General features: G+C 61.6%; 21 protein-coding genes. 8 read left to right on the forward strand and 13 right to left on the reverse strand.

Features of this window, described 5'->3' with window-relative positions; translation table 11 throughout:
- The first annotated feature begins 38 nt into the window (after nucleotides 1-38).
- Nucleotides 39-716 carry a hypothetical protein gene (locus AB4N47_RS16680; protein ID WP_341638658.1) on the forward strand — a complete coding sequence of 226 codons (678 nt, stop codon included), beginning with the start codon at nucleotides 39-41 and terminating at the stop codon, nucleotides 714-716.
- Here the strand turns inward: AB4N47_RS16680 and yiaY are convergent.
- Complete coding sequence (gene yiaY, locus AB4N47_RS16685; RefSeq protein WP_341638657.1) at nucleotides 677-1,825, reverse strand: L-threonine dehydrogenase; 1,149 nt, start codon at nucleotides 1,823-1,825, stop codon at nucleotides 677-679. The two genes, AB4N47_RS16680 and yiaY, sit on opposite strands and share 40 nt — an antisense overlap.
- 154 nt (nucleotides 1,826-1,979) lie before the next feature.
- Between yiaY and AB4N47_RS16690 the strand changes: the two genes are divergently transcribed.
- Nucleotides 1,980-2,999: a DUF4917 family protein gene (locus AB4N47_RS16690; RefSeq protein WP_460154285.1), complete on the forward strand. Its 1,020-nt coding sequence runs from the start codon at nucleotides 1,980-1,982 to the stop codon at nucleotides 2,997-2,999.
- Nucleotides 3,000-3,110: 111 nt separating this feature from the next.
- Here AB4N47_RS16690 and AB4N47_RS16695 read toward each other — a convergent pair whose 3' ends face one another.
- The 6 genes from AB4N47_RS16695 to AB4N47_RS16720 all read right to left on the reverse strand — a co-directional run bounded on the left by AB4N47_RS16695 (nucleotide 3,111) and on the right by AB4N47_RS16720 (nucleotide 7,789).
- Entirely contained in the window at nucleotides 3,111-3,455 is a 345-nt protein-coding gene (locus tag AB4N47_RS16695) for a YegP family protein (protein WP_071174640.1), read from the reverse strand.
- 80 nt (nucleotides 3,456-3,535) lie between these two features.
- Nucleotides 3,536-4,117, reverse strand: coding sequence for a DJ-1/PfpI family protein (locus tag AB4N47_RS16700; protein ID WP_341638655.1), 582 nt, complete (start codon nucleotides 4,115-4,117; stop codon nucleotides 3,536-3,538).
- A gap of 163 nt (nucleotides 4,118-4,280) precedes the next feature.
- Entirely contained in the window at nucleotides 4,281-5,507 is a 1,227-nt protein-coding gene (locus tag AB4N47_RS16705) for a class I SAM-dependent methyltransferase (protein ID WP_341638654.1), read from the reverse strand.
- A 256-nt stretch (nucleotides 5,508-5,763) separates the two neighbouring features.
- Nucleotides 5,764-6,381: a TPM domain-containing protein gene (locus AB4N47_RS16710; RefSeq protein WP_024011959.1), complete on the reverse strand. Its 618-nt coding sequence runs from the start codon at nucleotides 6,379-6,381 to the stop codon at nucleotides 5,764-5,766.
- Between the two features lie 33 nt (nucleotides 6,382-6,414).
- The gene (locus AB4N47_RS16715) at nucleotides 6,415-7,167 is read right to left on the reverse strand and encodes a TPM domain-containing protein (RefSeq protein WP_460154286.1); all 753 of its coding nucleotides are present in this window, start codon (nucleotides 7,165-7,167) and stop codon (nucleotides 6,415-6,417) included.
- Nucleotides 7,168-7,180: 13 nt separating this feature from the next.
- Nucleotides 7,181-7,789 (reverse strand): LemA family protein, encoded by a 609-nt coding sequence (locus tag AB4N47_RS16720; RefSeq protein WP_024011957.1) that lies wholly within the window; start codon nucleotides 7,787-7,789, stop codon nucleotides 7,181-7,183.
- Nucleotides 7,790-8,047: 258 nt separating this feature from the next.
- Between AB4N47_RS16720 and bglX the strand changes: the two genes are divergently transcribed.
- Nucleotides 8,048-10,339: a beta-glucosidase BglX gene (gene bglX / locus AB4N47_RS16725; protein ID WP_341638653.1), complete on the forward strand. Its 2,292-nt coding sequence runs from the start codon at nucleotides 8,048-8,050 to the stop codon at nucleotides 10,337-10,339.
- A gap of 185 nt (nucleotides 10,340-10,524) precedes the next feature.
- Here bglX and AB4N47_RS16730 read toward each other — a convergent pair whose 3' ends face one another.
- The 5 genes from AB4N47_RS16730 to AB4N47_RS16750 all read right to left on the reverse strand — a co-directional run bounded on the left by AB4N47_RS16730 (nucleotide 10,525) and on the right by AB4N47_RS16750 (nucleotide 14,876).
- Nucleotides 10,525-11,682, reverse strand: coding sequence for a phospholipase D-like domain-containing protein (locus AB4N47_RS16730; RefSeq protein WP_341638652.1), 1,158 nt, complete (start codon nucleotides 11,680-11,682; stop codon nucleotides 10,525-10,527).
- A 1-nt stretch (nucleotide 11,683) separates the two neighbouring features.
- Nucleotides 11,684-12,274 (reverse strand): YceI family protein, encoded by a 591-nt coding sequence (locus AB4N47_RS16735; protein WP_223630011.1) that lies wholly within the window; start codon nucleotides 12,272-12,274, stop codon nucleotides 11,684-11,686.
- Between the two features lie 170 nt (nucleotides 12,275-12,444).
- Nucleotides 12,445-12,741 carry an amidase gene (locus AB4N47_RS16740; protein WP_125917729.1) on the reverse strand — a complete coding sequence of 99 codons (297 nt, stop codon included), beginning with the start codon at nucleotides 12,739-12,741 and terminating at the stop codon, nucleotides 12,445-12,447.
- Nucleotides 12,738-13,817, reverse strand: coding sequence for a serine hydrolase domain-containing protein (locus AB4N47_RS16745; protein ID WP_341638651.1), 1,080 nt, complete (start codon nucleotides 13,815-13,817; stop codon nucleotides 12,738-12,740). Before AB4N47_RS16745 ends, AB4N47_RS16740 begins: the two co-directional genes overlap by 4 nt.
- Nucleotides 13,818-13,997: 180 nt before the next feature.
- The gene (locus AB4N47_RS16750; protein WP_341638650.1) at nucleotides 13,998-14,876 is read right to left on the reverse strand and encodes an acyl-CoA dehydrogenase middle domain-containing protein; all 879 of its coding nucleotides are present in this window, start codon (nucleotides 14,874-14,876) and stop codon (nucleotides 13,998-14,000) included.
- Nucleotides 14,877-15,029: 153 nt separating this feature from the next.
- On the opposite strand from AB4N47_RS16750, the gene olsB reads away from it, so the two are divergent.
- A complete protein-coding gene (gene olsB, locus AB4N47_RS16755) occupies nucleotides 15,030-15,785 on the forward strand; it encodes an L-ornithine N(alpha)-acyltransferase (protein WP_016771324.1) in 756 nt (251 codons plus the stop codon).
- Nucleotides 15,785-16,579: a lysophospholipid acyltransferase family protein gene (locus AB4N47_RS16760; protein ID WP_212615471.1), complete on the forward strand. Its 795-nt coding sequence runs from the start codon at nucleotides 15,785-15,787 to the stop codon at nucleotides 16,577-16,579. The genes olsB and AB4N47_RS16760 overlap by 1 nt, the downstream gene beginning before the upstream one ends.
- Nucleotides 16,580-16,686: 107 nt before the next feature.
- Here the strand turns inward: AB4N47_RS16760 and AB4N47_RS16765 are convergent, their stop codons facing one another.
- Entirely contained in the window at nucleotides 16,687-17,271 is a 585-nt protein-coding gene (locus tag AB4N47_RS16765; protein WP_125925269.1) for an acyl carrier protein phosphodiesterase, read from the reverse strand.
- Nucleotides 17,272-17,439: 168 nt separating this feature from the next.
- Between AB4N47_RS16765 and AB4N47_RS16770 the strand changes: the two genes are divergently transcribed.
- Genes AB4N47_RS16770 through AB4N47_RS16780 form a run of 3 tightly spaced genes read left to right on the forward strand, consistent with a single transcriptional unit; the run spans nucleotide 17,440 to nucleotide 20,026 of the window.
- A complete protein-coding gene (locus AB4N47_RS16770) occupies nucleotides 17,440-17,742 on the forward strand; it encodes an ArsR/SmtB family transcription factor (RefSeq protein ID WP_016771327.1) in 303 nt (100 codons plus the stop codon).
- Nucleotides 17,743-17,776: 34 nt separating this feature from the next.
- A complete protein-coding gene (locus tag AB4N47_RS16775; RefSeq protein WP_016771328.1) occupies nucleotides 17,777-18,943 on the forward strand; it encodes an MFS transporter in 1,167 nt (388 codons plus the stop codon).
- A 33-nt stretch (nucleotides 18,944-18,976) separates the two neighbouring features.
- Complete coding sequence (locus AB4N47_RS16780; RefSeq protein ID WP_016771329.1) at nucleotides 18,977-20,026, forward strand: alkene reductase; 1,050 nt, start codon at nucleotides 18,977-18,979, stop codon at nucleotides 20,024-20,026.
- Nucleotides 20,027-20,251 lie beyond the last annotated feature (225 nt).

Consider the following 20,251-nt stretch of genomic DNA (forward strand, 5'->3'; position numbering starts at 1 on the left):
AACCTCAGCGTTCAAATCAGCCATGGACGAGAAGAACGATGAGCACTCGCGACGAGCAAATGTCACAACCTGCCCCGGCCCCGACCATCACCTACCCCGAGGAGGCCAGCACGACGGGACCTGCGACATTGTTGCTCGGCAGCGGCATACCCGATGCGCTTGTACAGGTCTGGAACATTGAAAACACCCATTCGCTCGGTGCAGGGCTGGTCAGCGCAAAGGGACGATGGGCGTTCAGCATCAGCGGCGCCCAGGCTCCAGGCCAGCAGAAGATTCACGCCCACCAGACGTATGCAGGCATCACGTCTGAATGGAGTGACGAGCGCGGATATGAGGTGCGACTGCGGCCCGAAATCGACGTCCCGGGCGTCTTCGTACCGCTTGAGGGAGCGGAGGTAAATGCGCCTGTGATGTTGTCGGGAGATGTCACACGGGCCGAGGGTTTCGTCAGTATTTTCGATCTGGACACTGGCCTGGAGATTGCCAGTGCAGCGGTCGAAAGCGACCGGAAATGGCAAACACCGGCTGCACACTCATTGGCAGTCGGGCAGTACCGTATATCCGCCGTTCACAACATCGCCGGCCAGGTTTCAGATTGGGGCCGTGTGCGGACATTTGCCGTGGTCGCAGAAGCAAGCGAAGGACTGTTCGACTTCGCTCGCCTGCGCGCCTTCATTCAAAACGCGTTGCGGAAAATTTCCTCGATCTGGCGCTGATCTGCCGCCCGTGGATTGGTCACTCCGCACGCATCCTTCAAAGCATTGGCGGCGAGCACCGGGATGTCGCTAAGTTTCGCGCCCAGCTCACGCAGTCCGCCGGGAATCTCGACGTCTTTGGCAAGGTTGCGAATGGCATTGATCGCCGCCTGCGCGCCCTCCTCTGCGCTGAAACCACGAATATCCGCGCCCATGGCGTGGGCGACATCCCTGAGTCGGTCAGCGCAGACCAGCGCATTGAAGCTCTGCACATGCGGCAACAGCACGGCGTTACAGACGCCGTGGGGCAAGTCGTAGTAGCCGCCGAGCTGATGCGCCATGGCGTGGACAAATCCGAGCGAGGCGTTGTTGAACGCCATGCCTGCGAGGAACTGCGCGTAAGCCATGTTCTCCCGCGCCGCCAGGTCGCTGCCGTCGCGCACGGCCAGACGCAGGTTGCTGCTGATCAGGCTCATCGCTTTAAGCGCGCAAGCATCGGTGATCGGGTTGGCGGCGGTCGAGACATACGCTTCGATCGCGTGGGTCAGCGCGTCCATGCCGGTGGCGGCGGTCAGCCCTTTGGGCATCGCGACCATTAACTCCGGGTCGTTGACCGACAGCAGTGGCGTGACGTTGCGGTCGACGATGGCCATTTTCACGTGGCGCGATTCGTCGGTGATGATGCAGAAGCGGGTCATTTCGCTGGCAGTGCCGGCGGTGGTGTTGATGGCGATCAGCGGCAATTGCGGCTTGCTCGAGCGGTCGACGCCTTCGTAATCGCCGATCTGCCCGCCATTGGTTGCGCACAGCGCGATGCCCTTGGCGCAATCGTGTGGCGAGCCGCCACCCAGCGACACGACGAAATCGCAACGGCTTTCCTTCATCAGCCCCAACCCGGATTCGACATTGGCCGTGGTCGGGTTCGGTCTGGCGCCATCGAAGATCACCGAATCGATGTCCTGCATCGCCAGTTTCTCGGCGATCATCGCGGCCACGCCAGCCTTGGCCAGCCCGGCATCGGTGACAATCAGCGCCTTGCGAAAACCATAATTGCGGATCGCGACCATGGCTTCGTCGAGGCAGCCGCTGCCCATGATGTTGACCGCCGGAATGAAGAAGGTGCTGCTCATCGTGTGTCTCCTGACTGGAGCCGGATCGACTGCCTCGATTCGGCGGGTGCACACAGGATCGACCGATCAGTCACCAGCAATGTTGATCTGGCTCAATGTCCGCTCGTGATAAAGTCGCCGTCCATCTGCCCTTTGTTTTGAGACCGCCCACGCAATGACCGATTTTCTCAATGTCGACGCCACCCTCGAAGACTGGAACGCCTTGCGCGCCGCGAACGATTTCCAGGGTTTGCTGGTGGGCAATGGCGCCAGCCGTGCGGTTTGGGATGACTTCGGCTACGACTCGCTGTTCGAAAACGCCCGTACGGTCGAAGAGAAACCGCTGAGCCCATCGGAACTGGCGGTGTTCGACGCGCTGCAAACCCGCAGCTTCGAGCAAGTGCTGGGCGCCCTGAAAACCACCAGCCGGGTCAACAAGGCGCTGGCGGTCAGCTCGGCGGCGCCGCGCAATCGCTATTACGTGATCAAGGAAGCGCTGATCAACACGGTGCACGCGGTGCACATCCCGTGGCGGCTGGTGCAGCCTTCGACACTGACGGCGCTCAATGCAGAACTGGCGCGCTATCGCACGGTGTTCACCACCAACTACGACCTGCTCAATTACTGGGCGCTGCAACACCCGGGCGAGGCCATCGACGACCTGTTCAACGGCGCAGACGCAAGTTTTGATCTGAGCCAGAGCGCCACCGACAAACCGCGTCTGCTGTACCTGCACGGTGGGCTGCATCTGGTGCGTAATCAGGACGGCACCGCGCGCAAACTGACCTCGACCGAAGGCACCCTGCTCGGCAGTTTCGCCATCAACAATACGATCAAGACCCTGGACGACGTGCCCCTGTTCGTCACCGAAGGGCCGAGCGCCGACAAGCTCAAGACCATTCGCAGCTCCGATTATCTGTCGTTCTGCTACGAGCAATTACTGGCTCATGGCGACAGCCTGTGCATCTTCGGCCATGCGCTGGGCGAGCAGGATGCGCATCTGGTGCGGGCGCTGCGCCTGGCCAGACCGAAGTGCGTGGCGGTCTCGATTTATCCGCGCAGTGCCGCGTTCATCCAGCATCAGAAGCGTCACTACGCCAAGGTGTTTGAAGGTACCGGGGTTGAGTTGCGGTTCTTTGATGCCAAGAGTCATGCGCTGGGCGATCCGCAGTTGTCGGTACCGGTTGAGGTTTGAAGCAAGATCAAAAGATCGCAGCCTTCGGCAGCTCCTACATGGAAATGCATTCCAGGTGTAGGAGCTGCCGAAGGCTGCGATCTTTTGATTTCAAAGGCTCATGCCCTGAGCTCAGAGGACAGGCAGGGTCTTGTCCTTGATGGTTTTCGTCGGGCCGTTGGCCTTCACGCTGGCAATGCCCTTGTCGCACGCGCCATCCGATGAATACGACTCGCTGCTGCCGATGACCTGGTGATTGGCCGCCTTGAGATTGAAGTACGGGTGGCCGTCCTTGGTCGATTTTTTCTCGTAACGCTCGTCCAGCGGGCTGTTGGCCTGCACCGAGGCGATGCCGCCGTCGGCACCGGCGCGGGTGCTGTAGAGCTCGCTGGTCAGAATCGTTTCGGCGTTCGCTGCTTTCAACACGAACCTGAATTGGCCGTTGCTGCTTTTGCTCACTTCGTACCATCCGGACATGTCTGTTTCTCCTGGGGGCGATTGAGAGAATTCGCGCTTCAGAGTAAAGACCAGCAGCCGCGGTCTGTCGCCTGCCTCGACTACAAGGTGATTTTCGTACCGAGCAGACCGAGGAAACCGGCCAGCCATTTAGGATGCGCCGGCCACGCCGGAGCGCTGGCCAGATTGCCCTGAACATGGCCATCGGTCACCGGAATGTCGATGTAGGTGCCGCCCGCCAGACGTACTTCCGGGGCGCAGGCCGGATACGCGCTACACTCACGCCCCTCGAGCACACCCGCCGCCGCGAGCAGTTGCGCGCCATGGCAGACCGCTGCGATGGGCTTGCCGGCGTTGTCGAACGCGCGCACCAGTTCGAGGACTTTGTCGTTCAGCCGCAGGTACTCGGGAGCACGACCGCCGGGAATCAGCAGCGCGTCGTAATCGGCTTCGCTGGTCTTGGCGAAATCGAAATTGAGTGCGAACAAGTGACCGGGTTTTTCGCTGTAGGTCTGATCACCTTCAAAATCATGAATCGCGGTGCGCACGGTGCTGCCGGCGGACTTTTCCGGGCACACGGCGTGGACCGTGTGGCCGACCATCTGCAGGGCCTGGAACGGCACCATCACTTCGTAGTCTTCGACGTAATCGCCGACCAGCATCAGAATCTTTTTCGCGGCCATGGGAAAACTCCTCGGGGAAATGACTGGGAGTATTCAAGGTAGACCCAAATTGAGCTGCAAGCTGCAAGCTTCAAGCTTCAAGAAAAAGCAGGATCAACCAAATCAGGCACACCAGCGTCATGCTTCAACTTGCAGCTTGCCGCTTGAAGCTTGCGGCTGCCTGTTAAGGCATATAGCCGTCAGCGCGCAGCAGGGTTTCCAGGCAGTGTTCGCTGATGTGGTAGAACGCTTTCAGCTCTGCGATCTTCGCCAACAGTTGCGTCGAATCAACCGGCTCGGCGCGTTTCACCGCGAGAATCATCTTGTTCTTGTTGGTGTGTTCCAGCGAAATGAATTCGAAGACTTTGGTCTCGTAACCGCACGCTTCGAGGAACAGCGCGCGCAAGCTGTCGGTGACCATTTCCGCCTGCTGGCCGAGATGCAGGCCGTATTGCAGCATCGGTTTGAGCAGCGCCGGGCTCTGGATCTGCAGGCGGATCTGTTTGTGACAGCACGGTGAGCACATGATGATCGACGCACCCGAGCGGATGCCGGTGTGGATCGCGTAATCGGTGGCGATGTCGCAGGCATGCAGGGCGATCATCACGTCCAGCTCACTCGGCGCCACCGTGCGCACGTCACCGCATTTGAACACCAGCCCCGGATGCTCGAGCTTGGCCGCTGCGGCGTTACACAGGTTGACCATTTCTTCGCGCAGCTCGACGCCAGTGACTTCGCCCTCGGCCTTCAGCGTGTTGCGCAGGTAGTCGTGAATGGCGAACGTCAGGTAGCCCTTGCCCGAACCGAAATCGGCGACCCGCACCGGTTTGTCCAGCGCCAGCGGCGACGAGGTCAGGGCATGGCTGAACACTTCGATGAACTTGTTGATCTGCTTCCACTTGCGCGACATCGCCGGGATCAGCTCGTGTTGCGCATTGGTCACGCCCAAGTCCTTGAGGAACGGGCGGCTCAACTCAAGAAAGCGGTTTTTCTCGCGGTTGTGCTCGGCGGACGGCGCTTCACGCAATTGCTGAGGTTTGCTCTTGAACAGCGAACTCTTGCCCTTTTTGCTGTATTCCAGCTGCGCTTCGTCGGTCAGCGCCAGTAAATGCGCATTTTTGAACGAGGTCGGCAGCAGACCGGCAATCAGCGCCACGCCCTCGTCAAGCGGCAGGTTCTTGGTGATGTCGCGGGTCTTGTAGCGATAAACGAAAGACAGACACGGCTGCGCCTTGACCGTAACCGGTTTGATGATGACCCGTTGCAGATCCGCCTCTTCACCGACGTATTTGGCCAGCACCAGCTTGATGAAACCGCTGTCGCCGAGGCTGGTTTGCAGCAGCTCGATGAACTGGGCGTGGTGATCGGCGGCCGGTTTGGCGGACGGCGCGGAAGAAGCGGAAACGGACATGGACAAGCGGCCTCGGACGGGCGGAATCGGGAATGGCGGGTATTTTAGGGGGGATGGGGGTTGGGGACACCCTCTTATTTACCCAACGGCAAAATCCACGACACCGACCTTTGTGGCGAGGGGATTTATCCCCGATGGGGCGCGAAGCGGCCCTCTGTGTTCGGCCCGTCAAACCACGCGCGCAGGTGTTGCGACTGCTACGCAGCCGATCGGGGATAAATCCCCTCGCCACAGAGGCCAAATATGCGCGACTGCTTCAGCCCAACACCACTAACCGATTCGGCAATTCATTCCTCACCTGCGTCACCGGCACATGCACCTTCAACAACTCGCCACACGCCTCCACGCACGTGACAAACCCTTCCAGCGTGCGCCCCTGCCTGACCTGTTCGGTAAACGCTGCGACAATCGCGTCCCAGTTGCTGTTATCCAGCCGTTTGGAAATCCCCTCGTCCACCAGAATTTCCACATAGCGCTCAGCCTCGCAGACAAAAATCAGCACGCCGGTGCTGCCCACGGTGTGGTGCAGGTTCTGTTCGAGAAACTGCCGCCGCGCCAGGTTGGAAGCGCGCCAGTGGCGCACGCGGCGCGGGACCAGATGCGTGGTGATTTTCGGCAGACGGAACAACAGGCACAGGACGATGAACATGCCCCATTGCACCAACAGCAGGCTGCGCAGGGTCAGCCAGCCCGTGAGGTAGTGGACGATGCCCGGCAACACCAGCGCCAGCAGACTGGCCCAGAGCAGCGGGATGTACGCGTAATCATCGGCGCGGGCAGCGAGCACCGTGACCAGTTCGGCGTCGGTGTCGCGTTCGACCCGGGCGATGGCCTCGGCGACTTTGCGTTGTTCGTGTTCAGTCAGTAATGCCATGTCGAAAAGTGCCTGCTCATTATTCTTTTGATCTCACCAGCCGCCGGACGAACCGCCGCCGCCGAAACTGCCCCCGCCACCGCTGAAGCCGCCACCGCCTCCGCCGCCGAATCCGCCGCCTCCGCCAAAGCCGCCCCCTCCTCCGGAGCCGCCCCGGCCGGCAGGCAGGATACCGAGCATCTGGCAGACAAACACCGTCAGGATGAACAACATCACCAGAAACATGAACAGCGCCGGGTGCCGCGAGATGAAATCATCCGCCGGGTCGCCGCTGGATTCGTACACGGTTGAGGGTTCGTCCAGCGGATTGCCACCGAGCACTACCAGCATCGCCGCAACGCCGTCGCTGATGCCTTTGCTGAAGTTGCCGGCCTTGAACGCCGGCGTGATGACCTGATGAATGATCACCGACGACTGCGCATCGGTCAGGCGATCCTCCAGGCCATAGCCGACTTCGATGCGCAGTTTGCGCTCGTCACGGGCGACGATCAGCAAGGCGCCGTTGTTCTTGTCCTTCTGGCCGATGCCCCAGTGCCGACCCAGTTGGACGCCGAAATCCTCGATGGTGGTGCCCTGCAGATCCGGCAGCGTGACCACCACCAATTGCTCGCCGGTGGCCTGCTCGTGCGCCTGCAATTGCTGGCTCAGTTGCGCGCGAATCGATGGCTCGATCATCTGCGCCTGATCGACCACGCGCCCGCTCAGCGGCGGAAACGTCAATTCGGCCCGGGCGCTGACGGCGAACAGCCACAGCATCAGCACCAGGCCCAGTTTCAACACACGCATGGGCGACCTCGAGTCAGAATTTCACTTCCGGGGCTTTTTCCGCGCCGGGCGTGGTGGCTTCGAAGGTCTCGCGCATCGGCAGATCGCTGTACATCACGCTGTGCCACAGGCGACCGGGGAAGGTGCGGATCTCGGTGTTGTATTTCTGCACCGCCAGGATGAAATCGCGACGCGCCACGGCAATGCGGTTTTCCGTGCCTTCGAGTTGCGATTGCAGAGCGAGGAAGTTCTGGTTGGCCTTCAGATCCGGGTAGCGCTCGGAGACCACCATCAAGCGGCTCAATGCGCCGGTCAGTTGATCTTGCGCCTGCTGGAACTGCTTGAGCTTCTCGGGATTGTCGAGGGTGCTGGCATCGACCTGAATCGACGTCGCCTTGGCTCGCGCCTCAATCACTGCGGTCAGGGTTTCCTGTTCGTGGGCCGCGTAGCCCTTCACGGTTTCCACCAGATTGGGGATCAGGTCGGCACGGCGCTGGTACTGGTTCTGCACCTGGCCCCAGGCGGCTTTGGCCTGTTCGTCGAGGGTCGGGATATTGTTGATGCCGCACGCGGTCAACAGCGTGGCGAACACCAGCAACGTGGCGATCTGTAGCCGTGAACGGGAGGTTGAGCTGATATTCATTGCAGTGATGCTCCATGACACATTTGATTTAAAAACCGAGCGCTGGGCATTCCCGGCCAGCGGTTGGGGCATAATCGGCGCCGCCACTGGCATGCGACGGGTTAATCGGCTAAAAAGTGCCCTTCGCGTTCACGTTGCCGCTGTCGGCTGCGGTTTTCCGGCTCAGGATTTTGCGCCGGCACCCGAACAACAATAGTCGCTCCCTACATTTTGGCTGGCCGGTGTTGCATCACCGTTTGGGCTCTAGAGAAAAAATTCATGAAGAAGCTGTGTTTGCTGGGTCTGTTCGTCAGCCTGGCCAGTCATCAGGTACTGGCCGCCACGACCCCGGTACCTTTGGAAAACAAGGACGCTTTCATCAGCAACCTGATGAAACAAATGACCCTCGACGAGAAGATCGGCCAGTTGCGCCTGATCAGCATCGGCCCGGAAATGCCCCGCGAGCTGATCCGCAAGGAAATCGCCGGCGGCAACATCGGTGGCACGTTCAACTCGATCACCCGCGCGGAAAACCGTCCGATGCAGGACGCGGCCATGCGCAGTCGCCTGAAGATTCCGATGTTTTTCGCGTACGACGTGATCCACGGTCACCGTACGATTTTCCCGATTCCGCTGGCCCTCGCGTCGAGCTGGGACATGGACGCCATCGGCCAGTCCGGTCGCGTTGCGGCTAAAGAAGCCGCCGCCGACAGCCTCGACATCACCTTCGCGCCGATGGTGGATATCTCCCGCGATCCACGCTGGGGCCGCAGCTCCGAAGGTTTCGGCGAAGACACCTACCTGACCTCGCGCATCGCCAAAGTCATGGTCAAGGCCTATCAGGGCGAGACCCCAAGTGCCGCCGACAGCATCATGGCCAGCGTCAAGCACTTCGCCCTGTACGGCGCGGTCGAGGGCGGTCGCGACTACAACACCGTCGACATGAGCCCGGTGAAGATGTACCAGGATTACCTGCCACCGTACCGCGCCGCGATCGATGCCGGCGCTGGCGGTGTAATGGTGGCGTTGAACTCGATCAACGGCATTCCGGCCACGGCCAACACCTGGCTGATGAACGACCTGCTGCGCAAGGACTGGGGCTTCAAAGGCCTGGCGGTCAGCGATCACGGCGCGATCTTCGAACTGATCAAGCACGGCGTCGCTCGCGACGGTCGCGAAGCGGCGAAGCTGGCGATCAAGGCCGGCATCGACATGAGCATGAACGACACCCTTTACGGCAAAGAGTTGCCGGGGCTGCTCAAGTCCGGCGAGATCGAACAGAAAGACATCGACAACGCTGTGCGCGAAGTGCTCGCGGCCAAGTACGACATGGGCCTGTTCAAGGACCCGTACCTGCGGATCGGCAAGGCAGAGGATGACCCGGCCGACACCTACGCCGAGAGCCGCCTGCACCGCGCCGAGGCCCGCGAAGTGGCGCGGCGCAGTCTGGTGCTGCTGAAGAACCACAACGAAACTCTGCCGCTGAAGAAAGACGCGAAAATCGCGCTGGTCGGTCCATTGGCAAAAGCGCCGATCGACATGATGGGCAGCTGGGCCGCCGCCGGGCGCCCGGCACAATCGGTCACTTTGTTCGACGGTATGAGTTCGGTGATCGGCAACAAGGCCAACCTGATCTACGCCCGTGGCGCCAACATCACGGGCGACAAGAAAGTCCTCGACTACCTGAACTTCCTCAACTTCGATGCCCCGGAAGTGGTCGATGACCCGCGCCCGGCCAACGTGCTGATCGACGAAGCGGTGAAAGCGGCGAAGGATGCTGACGTGATCGTCGCCGCTGTCGGCGAGTCCCGTGGCATGTCCCACGAATCCTCGAGTCGCACTGACCTGAACATCCCGCAAACCCAGCGCGAATTGATCCGTGCGTTGAAAGCCACTGGCAAACCGCTGGTACTGGTGCTGATGAACGGCCGTCCGCTGACGATTCTCGAAGAGAACAAGTCGGCCGATGCGATTCTGGAAGCCTGGTTCAGCGGCACCGAGGGCGGCAACGCCATCGCCGACGTGCTGTTCGGCGACTACAACCCGTCGGGCAAACTGCCGGTGACTTTCCCGCGTTCCGTGGGCCAGATCCCGACCTACTACAACCACCTGAGCATCGGCCGGCCGTTCACTCCGGGCAAACCGGGCAACTACACCTCGCAGTATTTCGATGACACCACCGGCCCGCTGTTTCCGTTCGGTTATGGCCTGAGCTACACCACCTTCGCCCTGAGCGATATGGCGCTGTCATCGACCACCCTCAACGCCAGCGGCAAGCTCGACGCCAGCGTCATGGTCAAGAACACCGGCAAGCGTGACGGCGAAACCGTGGTGCAGTTGTACATCCAGGACGTCACCGGTTCAATGATCCGCCCGGTGAAAGAACTGAAGAACTTCCAGAAGATCATGCTCAAGGCCGGCGAACAGAAAGTCGTGCACTTCACCATCACCGAGGAAGACCTGAAGTTCTACAACGCCCAGCTCAAATACGCAGCCGAGCCTGGCAAGTTCAACGTGCAGATCGGCCTGGATTCGCAGGCGGTGACGCAGCAGAGCTTTGAATTGCTGTAACACCGATCCCACATTGATCGTTCCCACGCTCCGCGTGGGAATGCAGCCCGTGACGCTCCGCGTCACTGGACGCGGAGCGTCCCTAGAGGCATTCCCACGCGGAGCGTGGGAACGATCAAATGACACACCGCTTTCGCGAGCAGGCTAGCTCCCACATTGGATTCAGGGTGTATTCAAAATCGTGGTTATCCGCGACGGTCGAGAATATTCACTACCAACCGATCCACCCAGCCCCACACCCGCTGCTTGACCCGCCGCCACAACGGTCGGCGCTGCCATTCCTCCAGGCTCACCAGCTGACTCAAGCCGAAGTCCTTCACAAAACTCGCCTCCACCGCTGCCGTCAACGCCGGGTCCAGCGCTTCCAGATTCCCCTCCAGGTTGAAACGCAGATTCCAGTGATCGAAGTTGCACGAACCGATGCTTACCCATTCGTCGACCAGAACCATTTTCAGGTGCAGGAAGCACGGCTGGTATTCGAAGATCTGCACCCCGGCCTTGAGCAGGCGCGGGTAATAGCGGTGCCCGGCGTAGCGCACTGACGGGTGATCGGTGCGCGGCCCGGTCAGCAGCAAGCGCACATCGACGCCGCGCGCGGCAGCCTTGCGCAGGGAGCGGCGGATTTTCCAGGTCGGCAGGAAGTACGGCGTGGCCATCCAGATGCGTTTTTGCCCGCTGTTCAGCGCGCGAAACAGCGATTGCAGAATGTCGCGGTGCTGGCGGGCGTCGGCGTAGGCTACGCGGCCCATGCCTTCGCCCTTGTCCGGCACGCGCGGCAAACGTGGCAGACCAAAATGCGCGGCCGGGCGCCAGGCGCGGCGGTAACGGTTGGCGATCCACTGGCGATCAAACAACAATTGCCAATCGATCACCAATGGACCGCTGATCTCGACCATCACTTCGTGCCACTCGCTGACATCATGGCCCGGCGTCCAGAATTCATCGGTAACGCCGGTGCCGCCGACCACGGCCAGGCATTGGTCGACCAGCAGCAATTTGCGGTGGTCACGATAGAAGTTGCCGACCCAGCGCCGCCAGCTCAGGCGATTGTAGAAACGCAGCTCGACCCCGGCCTGAGTCAGGCGCTGGCGCAGGTGCAGCGTGAACGCGAGGCTGCCGTAATCATCGAACAGGCAACGCACGCGCACGCCGCGCTCGGCCGCCGCGACCAGCGCCTGGACGATGGCTTCGGCGCAGGCGCCTGCCTCGACCAGGTACAGCTCCAGTTCGACCTGTTCTGTAGCTCCAGCGATGTGCTCGAGCATGCGCGGAAAGAACTGCGGGCCGTCGATCAACAGTTCGAAACGGTTGCCGTCACGCCAGGGAAACACCGCACCGCGCATGTCAGCGCGCCGTGAAAATCAGCACCGCACCCACCGGCACCGACAGACTGATGGCCGACAGATCGGCGAGTTTGCGCAGGTTTTCCAGGCCCGGCGCCAGATCGAAATCCTCGGCGTTGATCACCAGCGGCTCTAGGGTCACCACCTGAAAGCGCCGATCATCCAGACGCGTGGCGAGCAACTCGGCCGGGTATTCGTGCTGCTTGCCGTGCAGGCTGACGGTCAGCGGCAGGCGCAACTCCAGCTGCGCGCCGGGGGCCAGATCGTTGATCGGGCGCAGGTCGATCTGGGTGGTGACGGTCGCTGCCGGAAATTGCTCGATCTGGAACAGCTCCTTGCGCATGCGCTCATCGCGCAGGGGAATGCCGCTGTTGATCGATTCGAGCTCGACTTCGACCTCGGCGCGACCGTTGGGGTCGACCTTGCCGTGCAGCACCAGAAAACGCTGCACTTCCGACACGCTGGCATTTTTGGTGCTGACGAACGACAGCCGCGACGACTCGCCGTCCAGGTACCAATTGGCCTGGGCCGGCAGTGCAGCGGCGGTCAACAGCAGACTGGCGAAGGTTGTATAGAGGGAGCGGTTGAACATTGAACACTCGTGGGGGCGATAAACCTGCACGAACCTTAACCGCCCGCCAAGTTATTGCAAGCCCTGTGGGAGCGAGCCTGCTCGCGAATGCAATGCTCCCCGCACAGCATGTATTGCGGCTTGCGACGATTTCGCGAGCAGGCTCGCTCCCACAGCGGAGACCAGATAATTCAAGGATTCAGGCGACAGCCCTGGCGTTCGCTCAGCCACTGCGCGCTGTTACTGCGGCCCATGCCGTTGACGGTGACGGTTTTGCTCGACGGGTCATCGGTAAAACCGCTGGTTGGCAGCCATTGCTTCACATAGCCACGGCAATATCCGGCGTCGTTGTTCATCACATAACGACACGAGCAATATTCCTTGGCGGTGTAGGCGCTGATGATGTCCGGGAAAGCCCAGAGGTTTTCCCGTTCATACCAACCCCAACCGAGCAGTACGATCAGCAGCAACAATAGAAAGCGCTTCATGGCCGCACCGCCTGCAACACGCGTTTGAGCAATTCGTTGTGCTGGTAGCTGCCATCGCGATCATCGCCGTAACGCACGATCACCAGTTTCTCGCTGGGCATCACGTACAGCGCCTGGCCCCAGTGGCCGAGGGCGGCGAAGGTGTCGGGTGGCGCGTCGGGCCATGGTGATGGTGCGCCATCGACAGGGCGATTCAGCCACCAATGTCCGCCGGGCACGGCTTCGTCCTGCTGCGCCCTGTAGCCGGCAAAGGGCTTGAGATTGAATGCCAGCCAATCCTCGGGCAGCAACTGCCGATCGTTCCAGCGCCCGCCGCGCGCCATCAGCAGACCGACCCGCGCCAGATCCCGCGCGGTGAGGTAGGCATAGGACGAGGCGACAAAGGTGCCGCTGGCATCGCTCTCCCACACGGCGTGACGAATGCCCAACGGCTCGAACAATGCTGTCCACGGATAGTCGGCATAACGTGCTGGGCCGACCATGGTTTTCAGGGCAGCGGCGAGTAGATTGCTGTCACCGCTGGAATAACGAAAAGCCTGACCCGCTGGGGCGTAGCTGTCGTGTGCGGCGGCGAACGCGGCCATGTCGCGATGGCCGCGGGTGTAGAGCATTGCCACCACCGAAGATTTCAGCGGCGCGTATTCGTAGTCCTCCTGCCAATCGAGACCGGAAGCCCAGTTCAGCAGATGGCCGAGAGTGATCGCCGGGTGTTTTTCCAGCGCCGGGTAGAACTTCAGCGCTGGATCGTCGAGTTTGAACCGGCCTTCGCCGTAGGCCACGCCGAGGACGGCGGCCAGCAGGCTTTTGCTGATCGACCAGGTCAGGTGCGGGGTCTGTGCAGTGGTCGGAGCGGCGTAGCGTTCGTAGATGATCTGGCCGTCGCGGATGATCAGCAAGGCGTCGGTGCGGATGCCGTCGCGGGTGGCGTCGTTGCGGGGCGGGAAGGCGTAGTTTTCCAGTGCCAGGGCAGCCGGGCCGGTGATCTGCGGGGCGATGGGCCATTGCTCGCCGGGCCATTTTTCGGCGTGGGCGGTGAGGCTGATCAGCAGCAGGAACAGGGACAGGCCTTTGAGCATGGTGGGCGCTCTGGGAATGAACCTGTCGAGACTAGTCGGGGTTTATGACAAATTTTAGATGTTGGTCGTCCATGAAATTGCCATCGCTGGCAAGCCAGCTCCCACAGGGGTCCCAAGTGAACACACATTTCATGAACACCTTGAAACCTGTGGGAGCGGGCTTGCCCGCGATGAGGCCAGTCAGGCCAACGCAAGAGCCTTGGCCAAGCGCTTGGCCCGGGCCCCTGCAGCCAATTGCATCACGCCTTGATCACGCTGCCACATCGCCGCCCACGCAGGATCACCCTGCACCAACGCCTGATCTACCTCGGTCTTGAGTGATTCAAACTGCGCAAACAACCCGCCCAGCACTACATGTCCGGCCGGATTGTTCGGCGCTTGCCGGCTGGCCTCGGCGCACCCGGCCAGCAGCGCCAGCAAACGCAATTGCAGGGCCTGCGGCCAGTCGTTGTCCTGGCCGACGCCGTACAGCCACGCGGTCATGGCGCTGAGCACGTAGACATCTTCAAGACTGCGAAACGGTTTGACGTAGGCGTCCCAGCCGTCGCCGGCGAGCAGTTCGCACAGGGCGCCGTCGAGGTGCAGGCGGCCGTGGCTGATGTCCGGCATCAACGGCAACGCCGGCAGTTTTTCCACCTTCACGCCGGGCTCGCCGGGATACACCACCGCCAGACTCAAGCGCGGTGTTGTGCCCGGCTCCTCACTGCGCGCGGCCACCAGCAACCAGTCGGCAGCATCGCCTGCGGTGACGAAATCCTTGCGCCCACTCAAGCGCAAATCGCGCAGCCGCGTTTGCATATCGGCCGGGCGCAGGCTGCGTTGTTCGGTCGCGCACAAGGCGCCGAGGCTCAGCGGCGCGCTCGGCCACAACATGCGCAGCGCCGCCTGATAACCGACCAGAAACGCCAGCCCCGGCGTGGCCATTCGCCGCCCGCCGGCCACCGCCAATTCGAACGGCGTGACATTGCCCAGCGCCTGCAACAACGTTGCAAAGCCCTCGGCCAGATCAGCAACGGCGGGCAAGCGTTCACGGCGGTGCAACAGATCTGTCCAGGGCATGGGCGCCTCCTTGTGGGCTGTCATATAAGCATCACCGAACGTTCATGGCGATGACACCGGGGCTACATAGCCTGACTTTGCACAACACGGCTGCATAAAGAAAGTCGATCGGCTGCAACCCACGACGGGTTAAAGGCCCGTACGGAGATTCACATGACGCAAATCGCCCGCATCAGCGACACCGGCAATGAACGCCGCCTGCAAGCCGAACGCCTGATCGGCGCCGAAGCCTTGCAGCAAGCCCAGGCCCTGCGCTTCGCCGTCTTCAGTGGCGAATTCAACGCCAAACTGAAAGGCGCCGAACTGGGTCTGGACATGGATGATTATGATGTTCACTGCAGCCACATCGGCGTGCGTGATCTGAACACCGGGCGCCTGGTGGCGACCACGCGTCTGCTCGATCACACCGCCGCCAGCAGCCTCGGCAAGTTCTATAGCGAAGAAGAATTCAGCCTGCATGGCCTGGCGCATCTGCAAGGCCCGATCCTGGAAATCGGCCGCACCTGCGTCGATCCGGCGTACCGCAACGGCGGCACCATCGCCGTGCTCTGGGGCGAATTGGCCGAAGTGCTCAATCAGGGCGGCTACAGCTACCTGATGGGGTGCGCGAGCATCCCGATGCAGGACGGCGGCATTCAGGCCCACGCGATCATGCAGCGTCTGCGTGAGCGTTATCTGTGCACTGAACACCTGCGCGCCGAGCCGAAAAATCCGCTGCCGACGCTGGATATCCCGTCCAACGTCATCGCCGAAATGCCGCCGCTGCTCAAGGCCTACATGCGCCTCGGCGCGAAGATCTGCGGCGAGCCGTGCTGGGACGAAGACTTCCAGGTGGCCGACGTGTTCATCCTGCTCAAGCGCGACGAACTCTGCCCGCGCTACGCCAAACACTTCAAGGCGGCGGTGTGATGAGCCGGTTGCGGGTGTACGCGCGAATCGCGCGAGTGTTGCTGGTGGTGACGCTGGGGCTGACAATGGCGAGCGTCTTCGGCGTGTTCGAACGCATCGGTCTGGCGCACTCGATGGAGCGGCGGCAGCGCTGGTCGCGTTTTTTCATGGCGCGTTTGAGCAATGCCCTGCCCTTTCGCGTGAGTGTGCATGGCGAGCTGCCAAAACAGCCGATGCTGTGGGTCAGCAATCACGTGTCGTGGACCGACATTCCGCTGCTGGGCATGCTCACGCCGCTGTCGTTTCTGTCCAAAGCCGAAGTGCGCACCTGGCCGGTGGCCGGCTGGCTCGCGGCCAAGGCCGGCAGCCTGTTCATCCGCCGTGGGTCGGGCGACAGCCAGTTGATCCGCAAGCAGATGACCCGCCATCTGCAAACCGAACATGCGCTGCTGATGTTTCCCGAAGGCACCACCACCGATGGCCGTTCGCTGCGCACCTTTCATGGTCGCCTGCTGTCGGCGGCGATCGATTCCGAGGTGATGCTGCAACCGGTGGCGATCCGTTATCTGCGTGACGGCGAAATCGACACGCTCGCACCGTTCATTGGTGACGATGACCTACTCTCGCACCTGATGCGCCTGTTCAGCCATGACTGTGGCGATGTCGAGGTGCATCTGCTCAAGCCAATAGAGTGTCAGGGCCGCGAGCGTGCGGCGCTGGCGTTCGAAGCGCAGCAGGCGGTGCAGAAGGTGTTGTTTGGCGAGGTCGCAAAACCTGCCGAACCGCGTCGCACAGGCAACCTGATAGCCGCCTGAGCCAATACAAATCCTCTGTGGGAGCGAGCCTGCTCGCGAAGGCGCAGTGACATTCAGCATCTATATTGGCTGAGACACCGCCTTCGCGAGCAGGCTCGCTCCCACATTCAGATCTTCAGCGGATCAGAGTTTTGCGCAAAATCCTGCAATTGCGGATAAAACAGGCTGAAGTCTTCACTCAGCGGCTCATACAACCGCCGCAACTCCGCCATGGCCCCGGCCAATTCCTCCGGCCTGGTCAGGCGTCGCGAGATCCCGCGCAGCACCTGTTCCAGGACCTCGAATTCGCGATACGAGCCCAGCCAGTCGTTGGCGACCATGTGCGGGGCGATCTTCGCCAGCCGTTCCGGCAATTGCCGTTCGCGGGACAGTACGTGATAGACGTCTGCGGTGAACTGCTCCAGCGGTCGGTCGGCATACAGCGTCCAGTCCCGCGCCAGGCAGTGATCGAAAAACACATCGAGGACGATTCCGGCATAGCGCCGCCGCGTTTCGCTGAAGCGCCCCAAAGCAATGTCGACCAGTGGATGTCGATCGGTGAAGACGTCGATGCGCCGATGCAGGGCGATCGCCGCCTCCACTTCCGGGTCGAACTGGCCTTGCAGCCGACCTTTGACGAAGTCGCCATACAGGCTGCCGAGTAACTGACCGGGGCGCTGGCCGCCGAGATGCAAATGCGCGAGATAGTTCATGGGCGCAGCTTAGCACTGCGTTCGGTCATCCGGCACGCTCATATCGTTATAACCCGATATAGCGATTTACAAGATCCTCAGACCATTTTCATATTGGTATATCGCGATCCAACGATTTAAAGTTCGCTCCATCGCGATATATCGCCACTGCCACCACGAGCCCAAGCCATGAACCTCGACCTCGACGAAATAATAAAAGCCCTGGCGCACCCAGTACGGCGAGACATCCTCAACTGGCTGAAAGACCCGAAAGGCGAATTCCCCGAGCAGTTGCACAACCACGAGTACGGCATCTGTGCCGGGCAGATCGATCAGCGTTGCGGCCTGTCGCAATCGACCGTGTCGGCCCACCTGGCAACGTTGCAACGGGCCGGGCTGATCAGCAGCCAGAAGGCCGGGCAGTGGCATTTTTTCAAACGTAACGAGGACGTCATCCAGGCGTTTCTCAGCACCCTCAGTAAAGAGCTCTGACCCTTAACGTCAGCCAGCCGACAAGGAAACCTGCATGCCCCTTTCGCTTCTCATCCTCGCCCTGAGCGCCTTCGCCATCGGCACCACCGAGTTCGTCATCATGGGCCTGCTGCCCGACGTGGCGGCGGACCTCGGCGTGTCGATTCCCGGCGCCGGCTGGCTGGTCACCGGTTACGCCCTGGGCGTGGCCATCGGTGCTCCGTTCATGGCGCTGGCCACCGCGAAGCTGCCGCGCAAGGCCGCGCTGGTGGCGTTGATGGGCATCTTTATTGTCGGCAACCTGCTCTGCGCCATCGCCAGCGACTACAACGTGCTGATGTTTGCCCGGGTCGTCACCGCTTTGTGCCACGGTGCGTTCTTCGGCATCGGCTCGGTGGTGGCGGCCAATCTGGTCGCGCCAAACAAACGTGCCTCGGCGGTAGCATTGATGTTCACCGGTCTGACCCTGGCCAACGTGCTCGGCGTACCGCTGGGCACCGCATTGGGTCAGGAAGCCGGCTGGCGTTCGACCTTCTGGGCAGTGACCGTCATCGGTGTGATCGCGCTGATTGGCCTGATCCGCTTTCTGCCGGCCAAGCGTGACGAAGAGAAACTCGACATGCGCGCTGAACTGGCCGCGCTCAAAGGTGCCGGCATCTGGCTGTCGCTGAGCATGACCGCGCTGTTCGCCGCTTCGGTGTTCACCCTGTTCACCTACGTCGCCCCACTGCTCGGTGAAGTCACCGGTGTGTCGCCGCGTGGCGTGACCTGGACACTGATGCTGATCGGTCTGGGCCTGACGGTCGGCAACATCATCGGCGGCAAACTCGCCGACAAAGGCATGGCCGCCACGCTGATCGGCGTGTTCATCGCCATGGCCGTGGTTTCCACGGTGTTGAGCTGGACCAGCGTCGCGCTGATCCCGACCGAGATCACTCTGTTCCTCTGGGCCACCGCGTGTTTCGCCGCTGTGCCGGCGCTGCAAGTCAACGTGGTGACCTTCGGCAAGGCTGCGCCGAACCTGGTTTCGACCCTGAACATCGGCGCCTTCAACGTCGGCAACGCCCTCGGCGCCTGGGTCGGCGGCAGCGTCATCGCCCACGGCTACGGACTGACCAGCGTGCCACTGGCTGCCGCCGCGCTGGCTGTACTGGCCCTGCTGGTGACCCTGATTACCTTCCGCCAGAACGGCAATGCCGAGCTGGCGCCTGCTTCCAACTGATCAACTTCCTTAATTAAAGCGAGGCTTTTAGACATGGCGACTATTTTCGACCCGATCAAACTCGGCGACATCGAGCTGAACAACCGCATCATCATGGCCCCGCTGACCCGTTGCCGCGCCGACGAAGGTCGTGTGCCGAACGCGCTGATGGCCGAATACTACGTACAACGCGCCTCGGCCGGCCTGATCCTCAGCGAAGCCACTTCGGTAACGCCGATGGGCGTCGGCTACCCGGACACCCCGGGCATCTGGTCCAACGATCAGGTGCGTGGCTGGGCCAACGTGACCAAGGCGATTCACGGCGCCGGCGGCAAGATCTTCCTGCAACTGTGGCACGTTGGCCGCATTTCTCACCCTTCGTACCTGAACGGTGAAGCACCGGTTGCGCCAAGCGCCATTCAGCCAAAGGGCCACGTCAGCCTGGTGCGCCCACTGGCCGACTATCCAACCCCGCGCGCCCTGGAAACCGCTGAAATCGCCGACATCGTCGACGCCTACCGCACCGGCGCCGAGAACGCCAAGGCCGCCGGTTTCGACGGCGTGGAAATCCACGGCGCCAACGGTTACCTGCTCGACCAGTTCCTGCAAAGCAGCACCAACCAGCGCACCGACCAGTACGGCGGCTCGCTGGAAAACCGTGCGCGCCTGCTGCTGGAAGTGACCGACGCCGCGATCGAAGTCTGGGGCGCTGGTCGCGTTGGTGTGCACCTGGCACCGCGTGCCGATTCCCACGACATGGGCGATGACAACCTCGCCGAAACCTTCACCTACGTCGCCCGTGAACTGGGCAAGCGTGGCATCGCGTTCATCTGCTCGCGCGAAAAAGAAGGCGCCGACAGCCTCGGCCCGCAACTGAAAGAAGCGTTCGGTGGCCCGTACATCGCCAACGAGAAGTTCACCAAGGAAAGCGCCAACGAGTGGCTGGCCAGCGGCAAGGCAGACGCGGTCGCTTTCGGCGTGCCGTTCATTGCCAACCCAGACCTGCCGGCACGTTTGCAGGCCGATGCGCCGTTGAACGAGCCGCATCCGGAGACTTTCTACGGTAAAGGTCCAGTGGGTTATATCGACTATCCGACCTTGTAATCAGGCTGTAGCGCAGAAATGAAAAAGCCCCGGACTTGTGAGAGTCCGGGGCTTTTCGTTGTTCGGCTTCAGACTTGTTGCGTGGCACCCGGCGTAGCCCCTCATCGGAACGCCGCCCGCCCAGCCCTCTCCCGAGGGAGAGGGAGCCGATTGGTGTGTTTTTCAAACTTTGAGTTCGGCGGGATATTTCAGGTCGGCACGGCTTGAGCAAATAACCCGGTCGGT

This window comes from Pseudomonas sp. S3_G06 (genome assembly GCF_054667565.1).

What these genes read in the sequence shown, in the direction of transcription:
- AB4N47_RS16680 (WP_341638658.1), top strand. Translation starts at nt 39, where the DNA reads ATGAGCACTCGCGACGAGCAAATGTCACAACCTGCCCCGGCCCCGACC.
- yiaY (WP_341638657.1), bottom strand. Translation starts at nt 1,825, where the DNA reads ATGAGCAGCACCTTCTTCATTCCGGCGGTCAACATCATGGGCAGCGGC.
- AB4N47_RS16690 (WP_460154285.1), top strand. Translation starts at nt 1,980, where the DNA reads ATGACCGATTTTCTCAATGTCGACGCCACCCTCGAAGACTGGAACGCC.
- AB4N47_RS16695 (WP_071174640.1), bottom strand. Translation starts at nt 3,455, where the DNA reads ATGTCCGGATGGTACGAAGTGAGCAAAAGCAGCAACGGCCAATTCAGG.
- AB4N47_RS16700 (WP_341638655.1), bottom strand. Translation starts at nt 4,117, where the DNA reads ATGGCCGCGAAAAAGATTCTGATGCTGGTCGGCGATTACGTCGAAGAC.
- AB4N47_RS16705 (WP_341638654.1), bottom strand. Translation starts at nt 5,507, where the DNA reads ATGTCCGTTTCCGCTTCTTCCGCGCCGTCCGCCAAACCGGCCGCCGAT.
- AB4N47_RS16710 (WP_024011959.1), bottom strand. Translation starts at nt 6,381, where the DNA reads ATGGCATTACTGACTGAACACGAACAACGCAAAGTCGCCGAGGCCATC.
- AB4N47_RS16715 (WP_460154286.1), bottom strand. Translation starts at nt 7,167, where the DNA reads ATGCGTGTGTTGAAACTGGGCCTGGTGCTGATGCTGTGGCTGTTCGCC.
- AB4N47_RS16720 (WP_024011957.1), bottom strand. Translation starts at nt 7,789, where the DNA reads ATGAATATCAGCTCAACCTCCCGTTCACGGCTACAGATCGCCACGTTG.
- bglX (WP_341638653.1), top strand. Translation starts at nt 8,048, where the DNA reads ATGAAGAAGCTGTGTTTGCTGGGTCTGTTCGTCAGCCTGGCCAGTCAT.
- AB4N47_RS16730 (WP_341638652.1), bottom strand. Translation starts at nt 11,682, where the DNA reads ATGCGCGGTGCGGTGTTTCCCTGGCGTGACGGCAACCGTTTCGAACTG.
- AB4N47_RS16735 (WP_223630011.1), bottom strand. Translation starts at nt 12,274, where the DNA reads ATGTTCAACCGCTCCCTCTATACAACCTTCGCCAGTCTGCTGTTGACC.
- AB4N47_RS16740 (WP_125917729.1), bottom strand. Translation starts at nt 12,741, where the DNA reads ATGAAGCGCTTTCTATTGTTGCTGCTGATCGTACTGCTCGGTTGGGGT.
- AB4N47_RS16745 (WP_341638651.1), bottom strand. Translation starts at nt 13,817, where the DNA reads ATGCTCAAAGGCCTGTCCCTGTTCCTGCTGCTGATCAGCCTCACCGCC.
- AB4N47_RS16750 (WP_341638650.1), bottom strand. Translation starts at nt 14,876, where the DNA reads ATGCCCTGGACAGATCTGTTGCACCGCCGTGAACGCTTGCCCGCCGTT.
- olsB (WP_016771324.1), top strand. Translation starts at nt 15,030, where the DNA reads ATGACGCAAATCGCCCGCATCAGCGACACCGGCAATGAACGCCGCCTG.
- AB4N47_RS16760 (WP_212615471.1), top strand. Translation starts at nt 15,785, where the DNA reads ATGAGCCGGTTGCGGGTGTACGCGCGAATCGCGCGAGTGTTGCTGGTG.
- AB4N47_RS16765 (WP_125925269.1), bottom strand. Translation starts at nt 17,271, where the DNA reads ATGAACTATCTCGCGCATTTGCATCTCGGCGGCCAGCGCCCCGGTCAG.
- AB4N47_RS16770 (WP_016771327.1), top strand. Translation starts at nt 17,440, where the DNA reads ATGAACCTCGACCTCGACGAAATAATAAAAGCCCTGGCGCACCCAGTA.
- AB4N47_RS16775 (WP_016771328.1), top strand. Translation starts at nt 17,777, where the DNA reads ATGCCCCTTTCGCTTCTCATCCTCGCCCTGAGCGCCTTCGCCATCGGC.
- AB4N47_RS16780 (WP_016771329.1), top strand. Translation starts at nt 18,977, where the DNA reads ATGGCGACTATTTTCGACCCGATCAAACTCGGCGACATCGAGCTGAAC.